This is a genomic window from Micromonospora sp. NPDC005174 (genome assembly GCF_040608495.1).
In the GTDB taxonomy this organism is placed as follows: domain Bacteria; phylum Actinomycetota; class Actinomycetes; order Mycobacteriales; family Micromonosporaceae; genus Micromonospora.
The window spans coordinates 44,767-64,929 of the sequence record NZ_JBEXIJ010000004.1 but is presented as its reverse complement, the minus strand read 5'-3'; the positions used below and the strand labels follow the sequence as shown (position 1 = coordinate 64,929).

The following is a 20,163-nucleotide window of genomic DNA, read 5'->3' as shown; positions in this document are numbered from 1 at the left end:
GTCGAAGGACCACTGCGACGCGGTCCGCTCACCCTCGCCAGGATACGAAAAGAGCCGCGAAGCCGCCGGGCAGGGCGCGGGTCAGTCGCTCTCGTCCACGAACTTGTAGTAGCTCATCCGGAAACGGTGCAGCAGGGCGCGCATGAACTCCGGACCGGCCTCCGGCAGCACCCGCTGCGGTCCAACCGGCACGCCGTTGTCGTAGAAGTCCTGTGCGAGCGCCCCCCACTCCGGGTCGAGGACGGTCAGCGACACCGGCTGGCCCGGCTGCCAACGGAACTCGGCCACCCGGCGATTGGTGTGCTGGGCGAACGTGTAGAGCGCCACCCTGGTCGCCACCTGCTCGGTCATTCCTGCCTCCTGGTTCACTGCGGCTCACTCACCACGGGCTCGGCGGGCGGAAGGCGTTCCACGCCTCGCCCGTGATCGTGCCCCGGACACGGATCTCGTTGAAGCGGTCCATCGCACCGGACAGCGCCTGTTCACTCAGGCCGGTGCCGCGCAGCCGCTCGGCCAGCGCCGCCGGGTCGGTGTCCTGGAGCCGGGCCATCGTCTCCGGGCTCAGCGGCCGGTTCATCTGCTGCGTCACGAAGTCCGAGCGCAACGGTTCGGCGTTCGACTCGGGGAACGAGTAGCCGTGGTCGATGGCGACGAGGCGGCCGTCGGGTCCGGTCAGATAGTTACCCATGTGCCGGTCGGTGTTGCCACTGATGTAGTCGAGCACCGCCATCCGCTCGCTCTCGGCGGCCGGGTAGGCGTTGGGGGGCCGACCGGGGCTGGCGTTCTCCACGAACTCCTGCATCGAACCGGCCCCGTGCGGACCGTCCCAGCGCGCCGTCGTCGGCACCAGGCCGAAGCCCAGGTCCTCGTCCAGACGCGAGGCGGCGACCTCACGCGGGGCCAACTCGTTCTCCGGGATGGACGAACGCACCTGGACGAACTCGTTCTCCGGCACGTTCGGCTTGTAGACGCCGTGCGTACCGTCGGTGAACGTGACGTCGTACGCGTCGTTGACGTGTCCGCCGGGGTCGAGTTCGGTCATGCTCTGCACCTCCCTGCCGAGCAGCCGCAACTCGGCGTCACTCGCATGATCGGGCACCTGCGGATCGGCGCCGGACCCGGGCTCCGGCGCGTCGGACCCGTCGAGGTCCGCCGGCTCCCCGCCGTCGTGCCCAGAGCCGCCGTCACTTCCTGAGCCGCCGTCACTTCCTGAGCCGCCGTCACGCGTCGTACCACCGTCGGGACCTCCACCGCCGCCATGCGGCGGGCCACCGCCACCGGGAGGGCCGCCGCCACCGGGCGGTCCCGGCTCGCGGTCGACGTCGGGTGGCCAGTCGTCCTGGCGGGCCCACGGCGGCGGCTGCCCGCCGCCGCCCGCAGGATCGGTGTAGCCACGGGCACCCGGACCGGGTGCCGGCATGTCGGTGGAGGGCGACCCACCCGGGGTACGTCGCAGGCCCCGCAGCGCCGTACGGAGGGTGTCGAGCAGTTCGCCGAGTTTGGACAGGATCGGCCGCAGGCGGCTGACGCTGCGGGCCAGCGCCGTGAGGAGCCCGGCGACCTTGGCGGCCCACTTGGCGACCAGCGAGGAGACCTGTGCCGCGACCAGCGGAGTGGCCGCACCCAGGGTCAGCCCGGCCTCGGCCAGCCACACCCACAGCCGGACGGCGAGGACCGAGACGAAGTCGGCGATGAGGTCGCGGACCAGTTCCCGGACCAGCGCCACCAGCAGGCCCGCGCCCTCGACGACGGTGCCGATCAGATCGGTGGCGTCCGCCAGACCGGCCAGGTGGCGCAGGTGCTGGTCGCTGTAGCGCCGGTACGCCTCGGACGCCGGGCCCGTCCAGGTGGCGATCTCGGTGCGTACCGCCTCGGACAATGCGGTGACCTGATCACCGACCTGCCGTGAGACGTTGTGCCACGTCTGCGCGTACGCGGTGATCTGGTCCGGGTCGCCGGCCAGCCAGTCGAGGGCGTCGGAGAGCGGCTTGACGTGCTCGATGAGCCAGGCCACCCCCCACGAGACGATCGAACCGACCGGGTCGACGCAGGTCGCCAGCACCTCCATCGACGTGCCGAAGCCGCCGATGCTCAGGTCGACCCAGGAACCGCTCTCGATGCCGTTGCGCAGGTCGACGAGGCTCTCGACGATGCCGAGGCCGCTGTACGAGGTGGTGGTGTCCTGCCGGGCGGCGATCAGCGGGTTCGCGACGTCGGTGCTCACCGGTGCATCCGCCCGAGGGAGGCGGAGATCGTCGAATCCGTGTCGTGGTAGGCGTCTACCGTGGCGTCGAGCGCTCCGGCCGCGCTGTGCAGCGCCTCCTGAGCCGCCGCGAGCGCGTCGGCGGCCGGGCCCTGGAGGAAGTCCAACAGGAAGGGGATCGCCTGGCAGACGGGCAGGTGCCCGTACGCGTCGCCGCCCATCCGCACGTACGCCGCCGCGTCGTGTGCGACGCCGATCCCCCCGGAGATCCGGTCGACGGAACGGGCGTGGGTGGTCACCGCCGCCGTGGTGACCTCGAACCCGGCTGCCTCAGCGCCCACGGTCACCCCAGGGGCCGTACCCCTGCTCGTCCTCCTCGGGCACCTCCGGGAAGCGCGTCTCGTAGCTGCCCACCACGGCGCGGGCGGTCTCGGAGTCGGCGCCGACGGTCTCCGCGGCGGCCTCCGCCACCTGCGGTGCCAACCGCCCCTGCGCCCGGCGCATCACCGCGAGCACCTCGACGGCGATCTCGTCGGCCCGCCAGCGCAGCACCCGGTCGTCGAGCCGCAGGTCGGTCATCGCGCCGGACGCGGCGACGGTGACCTGGACGGCGCCCTCCGCGCCCTCGGCGGTCGCCGACATCGCGGCCACGCGCGCCGACAACTCGTGCGCCCGGGCGGCCCGCTCCGAGATGCCGGCCGACCAGGAGGCGACGAACCGCTCGGTCGCCGCCCCGAAATCGGCGCTGGGAAACTGCGCCATCAGACCTCCCCCGTGTGACGGCTGACGGCCGCCTCGGGAAATGACACCGGAGGCGGCGCGGCCACCACACGATACGCCCTCACCCTCCGACGTGGAGCCCGCGTCGGCCGCCCGGAAAGGCGACTGCCGGCCGCTCAGGTGAGCGGCCGGCAGCCAGCCGATCAATCGGGTACGGGGTCCTCGAACGGACTCCTGTCGGTCAGCCGCGGATCCACTGCTGGTTGCTGCCGCCGGTGCACGTCCAGATCTGGACGGCGGTGCCGTTGGCGGTTCCCGCGCCGTTGACGTCCAGGCAGAGCCCCGAGGCGACCCCGGTGATCGTGCCGTCGCCGTTGACGCGCCACTGCTGGCCGCTGCCGCCGTTGCAGGTCATGATCCGGGCGCGGCTCCCCGTCGCGGTGCTCGCCACGTCGAGGCACTTGTTGCCGTAGACGGTGAGCTGGTTGCTCGAGGTGAGCGTCCACTGCTGGTTGGCCCCGCTGTTGCAGTCCCAGATCTGGACGACCGAACCGTCGGCCTGGCTCTGGCCGTTGACGTCCAGGCACCGGTTGGAGCCCGCGCCCCGGACGGTCCCGGTCGGACCCGGCTCGCCGGAGTTGCCGACCGGTGTGATGGAGAGGTTGTCGAACTGGGCGGTGACCCCCTGGCCCGTGCCGTACCCGATCTGACCGGCGACCCAGGTCGAGTCGGAGGCCGTGCCGACGGTGGTGCCGTCGATGCTCGCGGTGAGGGTGCTCCCGTTGAGCGTCAGCGCCAGCGTGTGCCAGCGGCCGGTGCCCAGCGCCGAGGTGTTCCCGCTGGCCAGCGTGCGCCAGTTACCGCTGGTGTTGTTGCTCCGGATGGACCACGCGCCACCGTCGGTCACCCGGAAGTAGTAGCCGTTGAGGTTCTGCGGCCCCTGGTGGTTGTACGTGTTGGCGCGTCCGATGAGCTGCGCGTAACCGGACTTCTCCAGCATCACGTCGGAGGAGACCGTGTAGTTGCGCCAGCTCAGGTCGCCCAGCAACGTGTACGGCTCGGCCTGGCCGGACGTCCAGAAGATCGGCGTCTGCTCCGACATCTGCCGTACGCACCGACCCGAGTGACCACCGCCGCAGGCGGCGATCTCGAACGAGCCCTGCTGGTCCATCAGGTACTTGGCCTCACGCCCGACGTCGTAGCTGTCGAAGGTGTCGCTGTACGGCAGCTTCAGCGTGCCCTGCGCGGGGCTGGTCGCCGTGCTCTTGCCCTGCCCGCTGGTGGTCGTGATGCTGTAGACGTATCCGGGCTGGACGGTGAGCGAGAAGCGCCCGCCGCTCGGCGTGAGGTCGCTACCCCGGACGAAGTGGTCGGCGGTGTTGTTCGACCTGACGTTCGTCGACCAGACGTGCACGGCGCCGGTGGACAGTCCGCCGGTGACGGTGAAGTCGAGGGTCTGCGCCGACCCGGCGTCCATAGTCTCGATGATGGTGCTGTAGTCGCTGTTGTTGGTCGACTTCAGCGACACGTAGCTGCCGTTGTTGCGGTTGCCGCCGAGGTAGCCGGTCGATCCGTCGAGGTAGCGCCAGCCCGGGGCGGTGAACTGCGTGGTCTGCGCCATCACCCACGTGCTCTTGCCAATGGAGTAGGCACCGGACCAGGGCTGCTGCGCCACCGCCACGCCCGTGGTCGCCCACGGGATGTTGGGGGTGATGGCGGCGATGGCGGGCCAGTTGATGTAGCCGGTCATCTTGCCGTCGATGTAGCCACGGTTGATGCCCCGGGCGAGCGCCTGCGCGCCGGCGTTGTAGTCGTCGGACCCGTTCTCGCTGGCCCAGAGCGACTTGCCGGTGGATATCGCGTTGTTGGAGCTGGGGCAACTGGTCTGGGCGCTGCGGTAGCCGCAGACGTAGTGGCTGCCGAAGACCTGCACGGCGTTGGCGAACGCCGGGTCGCGCAGTGATTCGTCGGCGGCGCCCCAGCCGAAGTCGTCCGAGGCCACGATCTTGACGTTGCTGTAGCCGCGGGAGTTCAGGGTGGACCGCAGGTTCTTGTACCAGGTGGCGTTGTAGCCCTTCTCGTTCCACCCGCCGAGGTAGTTGATGGTCAGCCCGTGGGTGCCCGCGCAGTCCAGCCAGGCGACCAGGTACTCGATCGAGTCGTTGGACCAGAAGTTGCCGTTGCCGATCCAGCCCGGTGCGCCCCAGGCCAGGCCCGCCAGGGCGATGCTGGGGTTGCGCGTCCGCGCCTGCTCCATCAGCCACCACTCGTAGCCCCGGTTGCAGTTGATGCTGCCCCGGGTGTGCTCGTGGCTGGGCTCCGCGCCGGAGGTCGAGTTGGTGTCGCCGCCGATCTCCGTCTTGAGCAGCTGCATCGCAGCGCCACGGCCCGGCTTGAACAGGTAGTCCAGGATGTCGCTGCGCTGCGGTTCCGGGTAGTCGATCAGCAGTCTGCTGTTGCCTCCACCGCCACTGACCGCGCCGATCCCGTCGAGCGCCCGTCCACCGGACCCGCCGTTGATCGTGATGGCGGTCGCGGCCTGTGCCGGGGAGGCGACGGCGGTCAGCACGGCTGCCGCCCCCATGAGCGCCCCCACCAGCGCGGCAGTTAACCGACGTGGACGCCGCGTGTGTCGCCATGACCGGCGTCGTGCCGCCTCGCCCGCGCCGTGCCGCTGGCTCTCTCTACGGAACATCTGATCCGCCTCCCTGACCGTTACGGACGCCCGAAGCCGTACGGCAGGTTGTCGAGCTGTCGCATGGCACAGGGGCCGACGATCGAAGATCGTTGATGAGTAGACGTCATATGTTAAGCACCGCATAGATCGCGGGTCAACGCCTCAACCACTCGCATTTGCCGCCATTTGCATCGATGGACTCCGGCGATGTAGGGAAAAGATTTGATGAATGCCGTGGGTGCGGTCCGGGGTGGTTCAGCGGCGGGACCGGATGGTCCCGCCGCCGAACTGGTCGTGGTGCGGCAGCACCACGACCCCTACCGTCGTGCTCCGGGGCTGGCCGCCGGACTCAGCTCCGGCTCCACCGCTGGTTGGCGGCGCCGTTGCAGTCCCAGATCTGGACGCGCGTGCCGTTGGCGGTTCCGTTGCTGACCAGGTCGAGGCACCGACCGGAACCGACTCCGGTGATCGAGCCGTCGGAGTTGAACCGCCACCGCTGGTTGGACTGGCCGTTGCAGTCCCAGATGATCACCGAGCTGCCGTTCGCCGTGGCGGCGCCGTTGACGTCGAGGCACTTGCCGCCGAACACCCGCAACTCCTGCGCGGCCGTCGAGGTCCAGCTCTGGTTGTTCTGACCGTGGCAGTCCCAGATGATCGCCGTCGCGCCGTTGGCCTGCGAGCCGCCGTTGACGTCCAGGCAGCGCCCGGAGGCCGTGTTGCGTACCGCCGACGTGCTGCTCGGCGGCGGCGTGGTCGGGTTGCCGGTGGGCGAGACGGTCGGGCTCGGGCTCGGCGTCGGATCGGTGCTGCCGAACTGGGTGAAGAACCTCCACACCTCGCCCTTGGTCCAGGTCCGCGCTCCGCTGTCCCCGCCGCCGTCCACCGGCCCGGGGGTGTGCCCGCCGTCGAAGGCTGCCCACACCACGGGATAGCCGGCCCGGCAGCCGGAGTAGGTGGTGGTGATGTGGGTCAGGCTGCCCGCTCTCGGCTCGGGAGGACTCTGTGCGGTGCACCCGTTGTTCCGGACGAACGTGTCGCGCAGGGACCGCCCGGCGGAGACGTTGAGGACCGGGTCCCCGATGCCGTGGATTCCCATGTACGCGATCGGCTGGGTGCCGCCGCCGCAACCGCTGAGCTGCCCGCCCGAGTAGACCGCGACGGCGCGGAAGACGCCGGCACGGGAACAGGCCAGCGAATAGCTCATGCCTCCGCCGTAGCTGAAGCCGAGCGCGAAGAGTTGCGTCGTGTCGACGCAGAGGTCGGCCTCGATCAGGCTGATCATGTTGTCGACGAAGGTGACGTCCTGGCCGCCCGGGTTGGCCCAGCCGTTGCCGTTCCCCTGGGGGGCCACGAAGATCGTGCTGTTGTTCGCCTGCGAGCGCAGGCCGTAGTAGGACCAGGCAGCCCCGTCCGATCCGCCGCCGTCGACGTCGTTCATGGTGCCGCCGTTCCAGTGGAATCCGAAGATCAGCCGGTACGGGTGGTTCCGGTCGTAGTTGTCGGGAATCCGCAGGATGAAACTACGGTTCTGGCCGCTGCTCTGGATGGACCGCTGACCGCTGGTCAACGTGGGCGCCTTGCCGCACCCGGCGGTGGCTGCGGCCGCCGTGACGTTCGCGGCCGACGCGGTGGTGCTCGCACCGCCGGTCACTATCGCCGCCCCCACTGTCGCGACGACGAGCGCCGCCGTCGCAAGGGAACCAAGGATGGGTCTACGTCTTGTCATGATGGGCTCCGCCAATCGGCACGAAGTGAAGGTGAAGGGATCCACGGCGGCGACGACACGCCACCGCTCACCGCCGCCGACGCCGCTCGGCGCGGACAAGCACCCCCGACGCGGTGTGCCCACGGCGGCCGGTCGGCTCGTCGCCACGGGTTCTCCACCGCTGGCCTCGCCGCCCAAGCGGGACCAGAGGGTCGTCGAATCGTCGGTGGCCCACGCCGTACGCCCGAACGCCACGCGGCCGACCGTCGGACGGTGCCGGAGCGCCGGTCCACGGCCGAATCGATTCGGCCCCGACGCTAGATCTGACAGTGAAATATGTCAATGCTGTGTCGAGTGGGTTGCGGCGCGACGCGAGGGCCCGGCGCTAGGACGCTGCCCGTACCCCGGTGAGGGCCTTGGTGATGCGCAGCAGCACCCGGTCCGGCGTCCCGGCGACGAAGGTGGCCGTGTCGGAGAGCGCGGCGATCAGCGGCAGCCCTCGGCCGCCGATGGTGAGCGGCGCCGGGAGGTCGGCGTGCAGCTTGGCGGCGTCCGGCGTGCGGCCCCGGTTGCCGACCTCGATCAGGCACACGTCGTCGTCGATGCTGATGGCGATGTCGACGGTGCTGTCGGGATCGCCATGGATCACCGCGTTGGAACACGCCTCGCTGACCACCACGGCCAGGTTGGCGCGGATGTCGTCGCCGACGTCTGTCAAGCTCAGCAGGGTGGCGAGTATCTGCCGGGCGCGGGCCACCGTCGACGCCTGGCGGGGGAGTGACAGTGTCAAGCCCACCCGCATCGCGTAGCTCCTTTCCCGGGCCCGGCGTCGCGAACCCGGACCACCCTGTCATACCCAGGGGCGGGCGCTCTGATACCCGGTGCCTCCGCGACGAGTGGGGGACCCCCAGGTAAGGCGGTGGGTACCGGTTTCTGGCACGGTGGAGGCGAACACCGATCAGGCGCCGCGGAGCGGGCCGGCGTAGCGCACGGGAGGGGGACAGGTGGAATTCGCGTTGGCAACCCGGCGAGGGCACGTCGGCACGGTGGTAAAGGTCGTCGGCGATCTGGACATGAGCACCACACCACGACTACGGGACGGGCTGCTCGAGGTGGTGGAGAGCGGCGCCCGGGTGGTGGTGGTCGACCTCACCGACGTCGGGTTCATGGATTCCAGCGGCCTGGGCGCACTCGTGGTCGCCTACAAGGAGATGCGGGCGCGGGACGGCTGGCTCGGTCTGGCCGGCGTCCGTCCGGCGGTCCGCAAGGTGCTCTCGATCACGTCGGTGGACCGGGTCATCGAATCCTTCGACACCGTGCAGGACGCCGAGGAGGCGTCCCCGGCGGCGTCCTGAGCGTCGTTCAGGAGGCGCTGACGCGGGCGGTGTCAGCGCCGGCGGCGCTGCGGCGCGGCCCGTGGCCGTCGTACCAGTCGATGATGAGCAGGGTCGCGTCGTCGGCCAGCACCGGCCCGGCGGCCGCCAGCACGGCGTCGGACAGCGCCCGGACCGCCTCGCGCGGGTGCAGGTGGGCGATCTCGCGCAGCGCCCCGGCCAGGTCCAGGTCGGCGGCGTTGCGTTCCCGCACCCCGTCGGTGACGATCACCAACCGGTCGCCGGGGAGTAGGGAGATCTCCCCGGCGCGGTAGGGCTCCTCGGGGAACATGCCCAGCGGGAAGTTACTGGGCAGCTCCACCGGCACGACCCGGTCGCCACGGACCAGCACCGGCGGAACGTGCCCGGCGTTGAGCAGTTCGCAGCGGCCGCTGGGCAGGTCCATCCGGCCGAGCACGGCGGTCACGTACGCGCCGGGCACGTTGGCGTGCTCCGCGATGGCCCGGCTGGCCTGGTCGGCCTGCACGACGAGGCCGTCGCCGCGGCGGCGGGTGTTGCGCAGGCTGCCCACTCCGAGAGTGGCGGTCAGCGCGCTGGCCACGCCGTGCCCCATCGCGTCGGTGACGCTGATGTGCAGCAGGTCCCGGGCCAAGCTGTAGTCGAAGGTGTCCCCACCGACGCTGGCCGCCGGTTCGAGCCATCCGGACAGCGCGAAGGCGCCGGCCTCGCAGGTGAAGGCGGCGGGCAGCAGCCGGCGCTGGATCTCCGCGGAGAGGGTGAACGGGGTGCTGCGCTGGCCCCACTCGAACAGGTCGGTGTGCCGGCGGTTGGCGATGACCACGAACGCCAGCGCGTGCGCGGTGCGGGTGACCTGCGCGACCACCGAGTCGTCCGGCTCGTGGGGAAGTTCTATCTCCAGCAGGCCGATCGCCTCGCCGCGTTCGGTGACCGGCGCCAGCACGGTCCACCGGCCGTCACCGGGGATCACCCGGGTGCTCTGCAGACGGAGAACCTGCTCGTGGGGGCCGCCGTCGAACGGCAGGACTTCGGCGGCCTCATCGTCCTGGCGACGGCCCGAGGCATCGGGGATCGGTTGGTGGGTCAGCCGGACCAGTGCCCGGCCGCTGAGGTCGGCGATCAGCAGCGAGACGCTGGACGCGTGCAGCGCCTCGGCGATGGTGCCGGTGACGGCCTCGACAGCCTCCACGGGGGCGGCGTCCTCGGCCGCCTGCAACACCCCGGTCAGCACCGCCTGCTCGCTGTCCTTCACCCGTCGAGCATAAGCAATCGCTTCCGAGGCCGGGTTGTCGAGCGGTGGCGTTGGTGCGGAACGGGCTCGGCACGACTCGCGACGCTCCGACACCGCCACTGGATGTGGTCGCGCAACTACTTCTCCGGCCGGTGCAACTTCCTGGTGCCGGGTTTCCGTTCTACCTCCGTCATGAGGAGGCAGCCGACGTGAACGCCGAAGACGAGCAGGCATTCCGCGAGTTCGTGACGTCGGAGATGGCGTCGCTGCGCAAGCTGGCGTACGTGACCTGCGGTGACTGGCACACGGCAGAGGACGCCGTCGCCAACGCGCTGGTCAAGCTCTACCCGCGGTGGCGAAAGCTGGATCGACCCGATCTGTACGTCAAGACCATGGTCTACCGGGCCGCGATCGACGAGACCCGTCGCCCCTGGCGACGTGAGCGGCCGGTCGGTGACGCCATGCCGGACGTGGCCGTGCGGGACTCGACCGGTGCGACCGACGAACGACTGCGTCTGCGGGTGGCACTCGACGCCGTGCCGGCCCGGCAGCGGGCCGCGGTCGTGCTCCGGCACTACCTGGGTCTGAGCCTGGAGGACACGGCCGGTTTCCTCGACTGCACGGTCGGCGCGGCCAAGAGTCAGGCCTCCCGTGGCCTGGCGAAACTGCGCGAGTCACTCGGCGGCGAACGCGTCAGTCCCACCGGGAAGCCGATCAAGGAGTGGACCAGTGCAGCTGCGTGATCTCGTGGACACCGTCACGGGCGACGAGCCCCCGATGGCCCGTACCGTCGACGACATCATCGCGTTGGGGCGGCGGGCCGAGCGGCGTCGTCGCGCCGGGTTCGCGTCGGCCGGCGCGGCCGGTCTCGTCGCGGTCGCGGTCGCGGGTGTGCTCGTCCTGCCCACCCTGAGCGCCGGGCGGAACACCACGCCGGCCCCGGCCGGCGCGGCGACGTCCGCGCCCGGCCTGGCCGCGTGGCCCGATCCCGAGCCGTTCCACTTCACCTTCACCGGGTACGACGCCGGCACGCTGCACGTACAGGCTCCGATCGTCGCCTCCACCGCGTACCAGATCGCCTCCGTCTACTCCGACGGACACGACTCGAACGACAGGCCCGTGAGCGCAGAGGAGGCCGAGGCCCCGGGCGTCGGCACCGAGATGCACGGAAAGGGAGCGGCGGCCGGCGGGAAGCCGAGCCTGTGGGCGTACCTGACCGTCTACCGACCGGGCGCCTTCGACCCCACCGGAATCAGGGGCGGCACGAGCGTCACCGTGGCGGGTCGTAAGGCCCTGCGGGCGACGTTGCCGGTCGGCCTCGACCCGCGCAACGAGCCGGACGCGGGCAACAAGCTGTTCGCGTGGGAGTACACCGACAACGCCTGGGCCGCTGTCACGTCGGTCTCCTCCGACGAGGCCACCCCGAGCTTCGAGGACCTGAGCGGCCTCGTCGAAGGGCTGAAGCCCAGCACGCCGAAGCCGGCCCTGGTGCCGTTCACGGTCGGCTACGTGCCGGCCGGCTACACGCCGCTGCAGATCGGCTCGCACGCAATGCCCGGCCTGAGCGGCATCGCGGCGGCTCGCGCCGGCGACTACGGAGGCGCGACGTACACCAAGCCGGCAGCGCCCACCTCGGGTCTGAGCGCGCCCTACGACTCCACCGAGGACGGCATCGCGGACGGGTTCCACATCTTCGTCACGCCGAACACCAGCTCGAACCAGTCGTCCGAGCCCGGGGCCACCAGGTGCCACAAGGCGTCCGACGGAGGCGACCGGAACGCTGACGGCGGCTTCTGCAACATCTGGAACGCCGACGGCACGGTCGTCCTCCAGATCAGCTCCGTGGGTCGCGGCAACCGGCTGCCCCAGGCCGAGCTGGAGAAGATCGCCAGGGGGATCACGGTGGCCGACGTCAGGAACGAGTCGACCTGGACGCCCGCCGCCAAGGCGCTACGCCCGTAGCGAGGGTTCCGCTGCGCCCCGGCGGTGATCGTACGTACGGGTGCGGTCGCCGCCGGGATCGGCTACAGAAGCTCGCTGCGGTACGTCGGCGCCAGGTCGATGGCCCGCTGGCGCCGCTCCGCGAGCTGGTCCTGCGACAGGTGCGGCGGCGGCGCGTCCCAGCCCGCGACGACGTCGCCGACGCGCGTGAAGTACTCGTCCTGACCGGCCGGCGTGCACATGCACAGCATGCGGGCCGGCGCGCCGGAGACGTTGCGGAAGTTGTGCGGGGCGTTGGCCGGGATGTTGACGGTGGACCCCGCCCCAGCCGCGTGCTTCTCGCCCCGGAAGGTGAACTCGATCTCGCCCTCCAGGACCGTGAACATCTCCTCGAAGTCGTGCCGGTGCGGCGGCGGGCCACCACCGTCCGGCACGCGCATCTCGATCAGGCAGTAGGCCCCGCTGGTCTGCTCACCGGTGATCAGCATGGCGTACGTGTTGCCCGCCAGCGAGATGAACGTCGTGCCGGGATCGTCGGGGCTCGCCACGGTCAGCGAGCGCGACGGATCGTCGTCGGGAATCATCGCGGTCCTTCCGGTCGATGGTGGAATCAGGCGTCGAGTACGTCAACGACGATTCTGCCGCTGGGCAGCGTGCCCGCCGTCGCATCGGCGTGCAGGGCCGGCAGCTCGGCCAGCGGCACCCGTCGGGCGATGCCGTGCTGGTGGGCCGTCTCCGGTCGTACCGAAAGTTCCGCGCATCTTGGCAGCGGCCCGCCCCTCCGCTACCTTCATGGGAACGCTCCCATGAACTTAGATACATCGATGTGATCAGGAGGAAACACGACGTGGCTATCCTCTCCCTCCGGCGTCGCAGATCGACGGCCATCAGCGTGGCGGCGGTGGCGGGCGCCACTGCCGCCGGCGTCTGCCTCGCCGTCAGCGGCGCGTCGGCCGGCACGATCTCCGGATCGCTCTATCGCGACCCGAGTTCGGCGGTGGTCCGCTGGGTCGCCGCCAACCCCGGCGACTCGCGTGCCGCAGTCATCCGCGACAAGATCGCGAGTCAGCCGCAGGCCCGCTGGTTCGCCAACTTCAACATCTCGACCGCGCAGTCCGAGGCCGCCGCGTACGTCGGCGCCGCCAACGCGGCCCAGCAGATCCCGGTGCTCGCGGTCTACCAGATTCCCAACCGGGACTGTGGCGGGGCGAGCGCCGGTGGTGCGCCAGACCTCAACCAGTACCAGACGTGGGTGTCGAACTTCTCCCGCGGACTGGGCAACCAGACGCTCATCATCATCCTGGAGACCGATTCGCTCGCCCTGCTGACCTGCCTGAACAGCAGTGAGATCAACGCCCGCAGCCAGGCGATCTCGACGGCCACCCGCACCATCAAGTCGGCCAACCCCAACGCCAAGGTCTACCTCGACGCCGGCCACTCCACCTGGAACAGCGCGGGTGAGACGGCCAACCGGCTCCGGGCGGCCGGCGTGCAGTACGCCGACGGCTTCTTCAGCAACGTGTCGAACTACAACCCGACCTCCAGCGAGGCGAACTTCGGCCGGGCGGTCATCTCCTCCCTCAACGGCATGGGCATCTCGGGCAAGCGCCAGGTGATCGACACCAGCCGCAACGGCGGTGCCAGCGGAGACTGGTGCGGCGACGACAACACCGACCGGCGCATCGGGATGTACCCGACGACGAACACCGGCGACAGCAACATCGACGCGTACCTCTGGGTCAAGCCTCCGGGCGAGGCGGACGGCTGCCGCTACACGGCCGGTTCGTTCCAGCCCGACCTGGCCTACAGCCTGGCCAACGGTGTGCCCAACCCGCCCACCACGGCCCCGCCGACGACCCCGCCGCCGACGTCGGCCCCGCCGACCACGCCGCCCCCCACGACGCCGCCCCCGACCACCCCGCCCCCCACGACGCCGCCGCCGACCACCCCGCCGCCGACCGGTAACGGCTGCTCCGCGTCGGTGGCCGTCAACCAGTGGTCCGGCGGCTTCACCGCCAGCGTGACCGTCACCGCCGGCTCCACCGAGATCAACGGTTGGACCGTGACCGTCACACTGCCCAGCGGCGCTGCGGTCACCGGCGTCTGGAACGCCCAGGCCAGCGGCACCAGCGGCACCGTCCGGTACACCAACGTGGGCTACAACGGACGCGTCGGCGCCGGGCAGTCGACCAACTTCGGCTTCCAGGGCACCGGCACCGGTCCGGGCGCGACGGCGAGCTGCGCCGCCTCCTGACCACGACCCGTGTCACGGCCCGGCGCGGAGGACCAACCTCCGCGCCGGACCGGCACCATCCGGGGGTACGGGCCGGACCGGCCAGCATCCGTAGGCGGCCCCGGCCCGCGGCGACTCAGGCGTGAGCCGCGGATTCTCCGATCGGTCGCAGGTCGGGATCACGACGGCTGGGTCCGGTCGCTCTCCCTCTCTTACGGGACATTTCGTGGCCGGCGAGCAACACCAGCGCCGCAGCCGTCAGCAGTCCACCGAACAACGGAACGACGCGTACCCCGGCGGTCGCCAGCAGGCCCGCGCCGATGAACGAGCCGGCGGCGAGGCCGACGTTGAACGCGACGCTGAGGCTGGCCGACGCGATGTCGGTGGTCGACGGGGCGACCTGCATGATGCGGTGCTGGATTCCCGCGATCAGCGAGCTGAACGACATCCCGGCCACGGCGAGCAACGGGATCGTCGACACCTTGCTCGCGCCGACCCCGTAGAGGCCGAGCATCGCGGCGGTGATGAGCCCGAGCAGGCCCAGCACGACACCGAGCGGAAACCGGTCCAGGACCCGGCCGACAGCCCAGGTGCCGACGACGCCGAACGAGCCCTGGACGAAGAGCAACATGCCGAGGGACGCCGCGGCGAACCCGCTCACGTCGAGGAGGAAGACGGTCATGTACGTGAACGCGCCCATGGCGCCCGTGACCGCGAGAATGGTGGCGGCGAGGAGCACCGCGAAGCGGTGTCGGTCCGGCATCGACCCGATGTCCCCCGCACTGTGTCGCGGTGTGGCATTCGGCAGGAGCAGGGCGAGCACAAGGCAGCTGGCGAAGCCGAAAACGGCCATCGCGACGAAGGGGGCCCGCCAGCCGTACTGCCCGCCCAGCCAGGTGCCCAGCGGTACGCCGAGGACCGGCCCGAGCGCGTTGCCGATCGAGAGCCGGGCCACGATCCGGCCTCGGATGTTCGCGGGGAACATCGCAATCGCTACCGGAAAGACCACCGCCCAGAAGACACCGTTGGTGGTGGCGGCCACCAGCCGTGCGGCGAGCAGCACCCCGTAGGAGTTCGCGAGGGCCGACACCGTCGTGGCGGCGGCGAACACGCCCAGGGTGCCGACGAGTAGCGGGCGTCGTGGCACTCGTCGAGTGACCCGGGTCAGCGGGAGCGCCACGACCATGACCACCACGGCGTACCCGGTCACCAGCAGGCCGGCCTCGGACCTGGAGCGTCCCAGGTCTGGCGCGATAAGCGTGAGCAACCCGATCGGCAGCACCTCGGTGGTGACGTAACAGAAAGTGGCGGCGGACAACGCGGCGAGGGCATAGGCCGCACGTCGAGGGTGCGCCATCGGCTACCTCCCCATTGCTGCGTGATTCCAGCTAATCCTGTTTGGACGGTAGCACAAAGCCATCGATACTTCCCTCCGCCAGACTTGGCGGACCCGAGCCGGTCGAAGGTGCAACCGTCTTAGACGGCTTCAGTGGTAGTCTCGTCCGCATGCCACTCGATGTGTCCGAACTGCCGTTGGTCGGCGGGCATCCGGTGCTGGATCTGGTCAACACCCTTGAGCGCGGGGGCGGTTCGTCGCCCCACGACCACCTGTCCGACAGCTCCGACCTGCTGCGCTGGTCGGTCCGGGTGGGCGTGCTCGGCGACGGGGAGGCCGACCAGGTCGACCGGGCGTGGCACGACGAGCCGGCAGCAGCGCACGCGGGGCTCGTCGCCGTACGGGACATCCGCGAAGGGCTGCATCTCGTGATGCTTTCGCTGATCACCGACGCGGACGGTGGCACGGCAGGCGATCCCGTCGAGGCCGGTGCCGCTCTGGTCGCACTGCACGAGCGCTGGGCCGGCGCTGCCGCCCGCGCACGACTCGTGCTCGACCCGTCGGGGGTACGGCTGGCCTACGGCACGGTGCCAGCCATGGTGGTGCCCGACCGGATCGCCGAGGCCGCCCTCGACCTCATGTTGACGGCCGACCTGACCCGGGTGCACCGCTGCCCCGTACGCGAAGGTGGCTGTGGCTGGCTGTTTCTGGATCAGAGCCGCAACGGCTCCCGTCGCTGGTGCCGCATGGCTGACTGCGGCAATACGGTGAAGGCGCGACGGCTCACCGAGCGCCGCCGCGCGGGCCGACCCCCGCGCTCGTAGGCATCCGATCGGCATCCGCCCTGTCGGAACGGTCCGGTGTTTCGCTGCGGCTTCGTCGCGGCGCGGCCTGGAAGCCCCACCGTTCCCGTCACCGGGTCCCGTTGATTGTCGCGGGACGCCACGCCAGCCAGCCGCGGCACAGCACGTAGGCCGTCGCGACGACGGCGACGAGTCCGAAGTCGATGATGGCCGACAGGCGTGCCTCGGGGACGTCTCCGATCAGCGCCCCGAACACCACGAGAGCGGCCTTGCCGACGAGGACGATCTCCCAGACGCCGGCGGCTTGACGTGGCCTGATCGTGAGCAGGGCGAAGAGCGCGGCGAATGTTCGGTGCCGTCTGGGATGCCGGGCAGGCCCTTGAGCGGTCTCCGGCCATGACGGACGAGCTGGCGGTTCTCGGCATGGGAGCCTTCGAGATTTTCCGGCGTACGCTCGCCGACTGTGTCGCGGCGGGACGCTCGACCAGCGTGGACCCCTTCGCCGACGCGACGGCGCTCTGGGTCGGGTTGCACGGGTTCGCTCAGCTCCGGGTGGCGGCGCCGTTGTTTCCGTGGCCACCCGGGCTGCGCGACTCCGTCATCGACCGGCTGGCGCTGCTGCGCTGACGGCGAGGCTGGACGGGCCTCTTCCGGCGCGAGTCAGGCCGCGCCCCGGTCGACCAGGCTGAACGTGGTGTCGAGCGGGGCGTCGCCGAGGTGCTCGACGTAGATCGCCTTCTTGGTCGGGCTCCACTGCACCACGCCGTACTCGTCGCTGACGATGGCGTAGGACGTGCGTCCCTTGTCGTCCTTGCCCTCACGGGATATGGCGAACACGGTTGCCGCGGTCGCGTAACACTCGGCGCCCACCAGCGACGCGTACCCCTGGGAATCGATCTTGACGCCGAGGCACGGTCGGTGGGCGATGTCCGGGTTCATCGATTTGATCATGAAATCGACGCCGACCGGTTCGAGCACGAAGACCGCGTCCTTGCCGGTTCCGTCACCGACCTCGAGCTCGCCGTGGAACGGCAGCTTCAGGTCTCGGTCGATCTCCACCGCGTGCAGCAGGATTCGCCGCTGACCGGTCAGTATGGCCTGGGTCGGGTCCGTGCTCTTCGACGGTGACACCGACGGCTTGCCCGATGCGACCGTGGACGGGGTGGCGGCCGGCGCGCTCGTTCCCGGGCCGCCAGCCGCCGTCGAGCCGGCCCGATCCGGTTTGGAACCTCCACGCAGTAGTCGCGGACCGACCAGGAAGGCGGACACCACCACCGCGATCACCGCGGCGGACGCTCCCAGCGCGGTGAGCCAGCCACGCCGGTGCCAACCGGCGCGACCGGTCGTGGACACACTCGGCGGTGGCGACTGCCGGCCCTGGTCATCACCACCGGAAGCGCGCAGGACGCTCGCCGCCGGCATCGCGTCCGGGCGTTGCGCCGGCCCGCCAGCACCTTCCGGACGCTCCGCGGTCAACAGTCCGTCGAGCAACTCCCGGGCGGTGGGCCGAGCAGCGGGGTCCTTCTCCAACGCCCGGGAGACCAACTCCCGCAACGGCCCACCGAGCCCGGCCAGATCCGGGGGCTGAGTGAGAATCCGCATCGCGGTGGCCGTAGCGGAGTCGCCCCCGAACGGGTTGCGGCCGGTCGCGGCGTGGGCGACCACGGCACCCCAGGCGAAGATGTCCGCAGCGGGGCCCACCGGGCGGCCGGACGCCGTGTCGAACCGCTCCGGAGCCATGTACGAGACGGTCCCGACCATCTGGTTGGTCCGGGTGTGCTGGCTCGTCGCCTCGAACGCTCGGGCGATACCGAAGTCGATGACCTTGATCCCGCCCGGCGCCACCAGGACGTTCGCCGGCTTCAGGTCCCGGTGGATGACCCCGGCGCCATGGATGGCCGTCAGCGCGGTAGCCACACCGACCGCGATGCTGTGCAGCTGCGCCGCCCCCAGCGGCCCCTGCTCCCGGATCACCTGCGCCAGACTGGGGCCCTCGACGTACTCGACCACCAGGTACGGCGGGTAATGGTCCGGGTCGGCGTCCAGGACCTCGGCGGTGCAGAACGGTGGGACCTGGCGCGCGCGGTTCACCTCGCTACGGAACCGACCCCGGAACTCCTCGTCGTGCGAGAGTTCCGGACGGACGACCTTGACCGCCACCCGCCGTCCCTGCGGCGAGCGGGCCAGGAAGACAGTGCCCATGCCACCGTCACCGAGCCGGCCCAGCACGTCGTACGCGCCCAGGCGGACCGGGTCACCGGGACGCAGCCCGTCGTTCACGCCGGACGTCCGCAGGCCGCGACCACCACGGGAACCGTTCCGCCTATCACCCGTTCCCCTTAGGTCAGTCGGACGCCGCCCGCAGCCTATCGTCCGCCCACCCAACGTCGTCGATGCCTCCTGGACCCGGGTGCTCGGGTGGGCGAGCCGCGGTAGGCGTCTCCGATGCGCTGCCGGCGGCTGCATCAGCCGATGCCGTCGACCGCGGCCCGGAGCGCGTTCGGGTTGGTGACGTCCTCGACGTAGTTCTCGAAATCCACAGTCGCGCGGTAACTCGTCGGACTTCCGGTGTTCAGTCCCGATCGGGGAACAACTTCCCGTGCGGGAAAGTGTGGGCTGCATTTTCGGCGGTAGTTCCCAATGGGCGAGCTGCTTAAACATGCCATTCTCAATTATTTCTCGGGCTCATTGGTCGCGCTCGGCTGAAGTGGAAATGAAGTGTTCGTCAATTCGCGCGCATCAAACTAATAGGCATCCGTAGGGCGGTCATTCGAAGGGATGTCAGGGTGGAAGAAGTGACCTCGTCGAAAATCTCTCGGCGTAGCCTGTTCGCGGTGGCCGGCGCAGGCGCCGCGCTCGCCACTGTGGCCGGCTGCGAGGCCGCGAAGAGCGGTGCCGCTCCGGCCGCGCCGAGCACGCCGGCATCCCGACCGAACCCGGACGGCGTCGCGCTCGGCCTGCGCCTGCAGGGCATCCAGCACTTCGGCTTGACGGTCGACAACATGGAGCGTGCGTTCGAGTTCTACACCGAGGTGCTTGGCGGCACCGAGGTGATGCGGGACGGCGACTTCCAGGGGCAGGCGATCCACAACACGATCCTCACCGACCAGGAGATTCTCGCCGCCGAACAGAAGGTCGATCCGAAATCGATCGGGGTTCCGGACCTGGCCGGTGGACAACAGCGCCTCGACGTACGGTTCGTGCAGTTCGACAACGTGGTGATCGAACTCCTGCAGTACCGCGACGCGAACCAGCCGCAGGGCACCGGCCGGAGTTTCGCGGAGCCGCGCGACCGGATGAGCCCGGCCTACCCGCGTTCCATGCACATCTGCTTCCACATCCGCGACGACGTCGACTTCAACAAGTTCATCGCCGACCTGGAGGCCGAGAGCGCCCGACGTGGCATGAGCCAGGTCAAGGCCAACCGGGTCGTGACGGTACGAACCGACGCGGCCCGTCTCGCCGCGCCGGCGAGTTCCAACACCAACAAGATCCGGGAGGGCAAGTCGAACGGCTGGGCCCTGATCTACTGCAAGGGCCCGGAGGGTGAGCAGTTGGAGTTCGTCCAGGCGCTCGACCCCGTCAAGCAGGTGTTCGCTCAGGCGAAGGAGCGGCACCTCGCCAAGATGAACGGCTGACGGCCGGGTGCCGCCGGGTCCGGTCGCAGCGATCAGCTCCCGGACCCGGCGTGCTCCTGGACTGGGCGGACAGGGGTGCGGGAGGCGCGGGTACGCGAGGGCCACTCCCTGCCACCCAGGGGAACCCCAAGGTCGCTAGACTTGGCCCTCGCGCCCCCGTAGCTCAGGGGATAGAGCATCGGTTTCCTAAACCGTGTGTCGCAGGTTCGAATCCTGCCGGGGGCACCGAAACAAGGCCCTGACCAGCAAGAAGCTGACCAGGGCCTTGATGTGTATCTATACAGTTTTGAATCGCCCCCCGAAAACCCCTCGATAACGCTGGTG

General features: G+C 70.2%; 19 protein-coding genes and 1 tRNA gene. 8 read left to right on the top strand and 12 right to left on the bottom strand.

The genetic code is table 11. The annotated features are described in order from the left end of the window. Window positions 1-81: 81 nt before the first annotated feature. The 7 genes from ABZU91_RS06730 to ABZU91_RS06700 all read right to left on the bottom strand — a co-directional run bounded on the left by ABZU91_RS06730 (window position 82) and on the right by ABZU91_RS06700 (window position 8,107). Window positions 82-351: a hypothetical protein gene (locus ABZU91_RS06730; RefSeq protein WP_355235006.1), complete on the bottom strand. Its 270-nt coding sequence runs from the start codon at window positions 349-351 to the stop codon at window positions 82-84. 28 nt (window positions 352-379) lie between these two features. Continuing rightward, window positions 380-2,224, bottom strand: a complete 1,845-nt coding sequence (locus tag ABZU91_RS06725) for a hypothetical protein (protein WP_355235004.1) — start codon at window positions 2,222-2,224, stop codon at window positions 380-382. Then, window positions 2,221-2,550 (bottom strand): hypothetical protein, encoded by a 330-nt coding sequence (locus ABZU91_RS06720; protein WP_355235002.1) that lies wholly within the window; start codon window positions 2,548-2,550, stop codon window positions 2,221-2,223. Before ABZU91_RS06720 ends, ABZU91_RS06725 begins: the two co-directional genes overlap by 4 nt. Further along, window positions 2,534-2,965: a YbaB/EbfC family nucleoid-associated protein gene (locus ABZU91_RS06715; RefSeq protein WP_355234999.1), complete on the bottom strand. Its 432-nt coding sequence runs from the start codon at window positions 2,963-2,965 to the stop codon at window positions 2,534-2,536. The genes ABZU91_RS06720 and ABZU91_RS06715 overlap by 17 nt, the downstream gene beginning before the upstream one ends. A 199-nt stretch (window positions 2,966-3,164) precedes the next feature. Further along, window positions 3,165-5,507, bottom strand: a complete 2,343-nt coding sequence (locus ABZU91_RS06710; RefSeq protein ID WP_355234996.1) for a ricin-type beta-trefoil lectin domain protein — start codon at window positions 5,505-5,507, stop codon at window positions 3,165-3,167. 442 nt (window positions 5,508-5,949) lie between these two features. After that, window positions 5,950-7,326: a lectin gene (locus ABZU91_RS06705; protein WP_355234993.1), complete on the bottom strand. Its 1,377-nt coding sequence runs from the start codon at window positions 7,324-7,326 to the stop codon at window positions 5,950-5,952. Between the two features lie 364 nt (window positions 7,327-7,690). Further along, window positions 7,691-8,107 carry an ATP-binding protein gene (locus tag ABZU91_RS06700; protein ID WP_355234991.1) on the bottom strand — a complete coding sequence of 139 codons (417 nt, stop codon included), beginning with the start codon at window positions 8,105-8,107 and terminating at the stop codon, window positions 7,691-7,693. A gap of 202 nt (window positions 8,108-8,309) precedes the next feature. Between ABZU91_RS06700 and ABZU91_RS06695 the strand changes: the two genes are divergently transcribed. After that, window positions 8,310-8,660: an STAS domain-containing protein gene (locus tag ABZU91_RS06695; protein ID WP_355234988.1), complete on the top strand. Its 351-nt coding sequence runs from the start codon at window positions 8,310-8,312 to the stop codon at window positions 8,658-8,660. A 7-nt stretch (window positions 8,661-8,667) separates the two neighbouring features. On the opposite strand, the gene ABZU91_RS06690 is transcribed toward ABZU91_RS06695, so the two are convergent. Next, the gene (locus ABZU91_RS06690) at window positions 8,668-9,909 is read right to left on the bottom strand and encodes a PP2C family protein-serine/threonine phosphatase (RefSeq protein WP_355234986.1); all 1,242 of its coding nucleotides are present in this window, start codon (window positions 9,907-9,909) and stop codon (window positions 8,668-8,670) included. 188 nt (window positions 9,910-10,097) lie between these two features. Here ABZU91_RS06690 and ABZU91_RS06685 point away from each other — a divergent pair, with 188 nt between their 5' ends. Together ABZU91_RS06685 and ABZU91_RS06680 are read left to right on the top strand one after the other, a co-directional pair. Continuing rightward, window positions 10,098-10,631, top strand: a complete 534-nt coding sequence (locus ABZU91_RS06685; RefSeq protein ID WP_355234984.1) for a SigE family RNA polymerase sigma factor — start codon at window positions 10,098-10,100, stop codon at window positions 10,629-10,631. After that, a complete protein-coding gene (locus tag ABZU91_RS06680; protein ID WP_355234982.1) occupies window positions 10,618-11,850 on the top strand; it encodes a hypothetical protein in 1,233 nt (410 codons plus the stop codon). Before ABZU91_RS06685 ends, ABZU91_RS06680 begins: the two co-directional genes overlap by 14 nt. A gap of 62 nt (window positions 11,851-11,912) precedes the next feature. Here the strand turns inward: ABZU91_RS06680 and ABZU91_RS06675 are convergent, their stop codons facing one another. Next, the gene (locus ABZU91_RS06675; RefSeq protein WP_355234979.1) at window positions 11,913-12,413 is read right to left on the bottom strand and encodes a cupin domain-containing protein; all 501 of its coding nucleotides are present in this window, start codon (window positions 12,411-12,413) and stop codon (window positions 11,913-11,915) included. Window positions 12,414-12,676: 263 nt separating this feature from the next. On the opposite strand from ABZU91_RS06675, the gene ABZU91_RS06670 reads away from it, so the two are divergent. After that, on the top strand, window positions 12,677-14,083 hold the full coding sequence (locus ABZU91_RS06670; protein ID WP_355234976.1) for a glycoside hydrolase family 6 protein: 1,407 nt from the start codon (window positions 12,677-12,679) through the stop codon (window positions 14,081-14,083). A 115-nt stretch (window positions 14,084-14,198) separates the two neighbouring features. Here ABZU91_RS06670 and ABZU91_RS06665 read toward each other — a convergent pair whose 3' ends face one another. Continuing rightward, complete coding sequence (locus tag ABZU91_RS06665) at window positions 14,199-15,419, bottom strand: MFS transporter (RefSeq protein WP_355234973.1); 1,221 nt, start codon at window positions 15,417-15,419, stop codon at window positions 14,199-14,201. Window positions 15,420-15,568: 149 nt separating this feature from the next. Here ABZU91_RS06665 and ABZU91_RS06660 point away from each other — a divergent pair, with 149 nt between their 5' ends. Further along, window positions 15,569-16,222 (top strand): CGNR zinc finger domain-containing protein, encoded by a 654-nt coding sequence (locus ABZU91_RS06660; RefSeq protein WP_355234970.1) that lies wholly within the window; start codon window positions 15,569-15,571, stop codon window positions 16,220-16,222. A gap of 88 nt (window positions 16,223-16,310) precedes the next feature. On the opposite strand, the gene ABZU91_RS06655 is transcribed toward ABZU91_RS06660, so the two are convergent. Then, the gene (locus tag ABZU91_RS06655) at window positions 16,311-16,460 is read right to left on the bottom strand and encodes a hypothetical protein (protein ID WP_355234967.1); all 150 of its coding nucleotides are present in this window, start codon (window positions 16,458-16,460) and stop codon (window positions 16,311-16,313) included. A 137-nt stretch (window positions 16,461-16,597) separates the two neighbouring features. On the opposite strand from ABZU91_RS06655, the gene ABZU91_RS06650 reads away from it, so the two are divergent. Further along, window positions 16,598-16,828, top strand: coding sequence for a TetR-like C-terminal domain-containing protein (locus tag ABZU91_RS06650; protein ID WP_355234964.1), 231 nt, complete (start codon window positions 16,598-16,600; stop codon window positions 16,826-16,828). A 33-nt stretch (window positions 16,829-16,861) separates the two neighbouring features. Here the strand turns inward: ABZU91_RS06650 and ABZU91_RS06645 are convergent, their stop codons facing one another. Further along, window positions 16,862-18,481, bottom strand: a complete 1,620-nt coding sequence (locus tag ABZU91_RS06645) for a serine/threonine-protein kinase (RefSeq protein ID WP_355234962.1) — start codon at window positions 18,479-18,481, stop codon at window positions 16,862-16,864. A gap of 554 nt (window positions 18,482-19,035) precedes the next feature. On the opposite strand from ABZU91_RS06645, the gene ABZU91_RS06640 reads away from it, so the two are divergent. After that, window positions 19,036-19,839 (top strand): VOC family protein, encoded by an 804-nt coding sequence (locus tag ABZU91_RS06640; protein WP_355234959.1) that lies wholly within the window; start codon window positions 19,036-19,038, stop codon window positions 19,837-19,839. A gap of 152 nt (window positions 19,840-19,991) precedes the next feature. Further along, window positions 19,992-20,064 (top strand) — tRNA-Arg (locus ABZU91_RS06635). The last annotated feature ends 99 nt before the right edge of the window (window positions 20,065-20,163 follow it).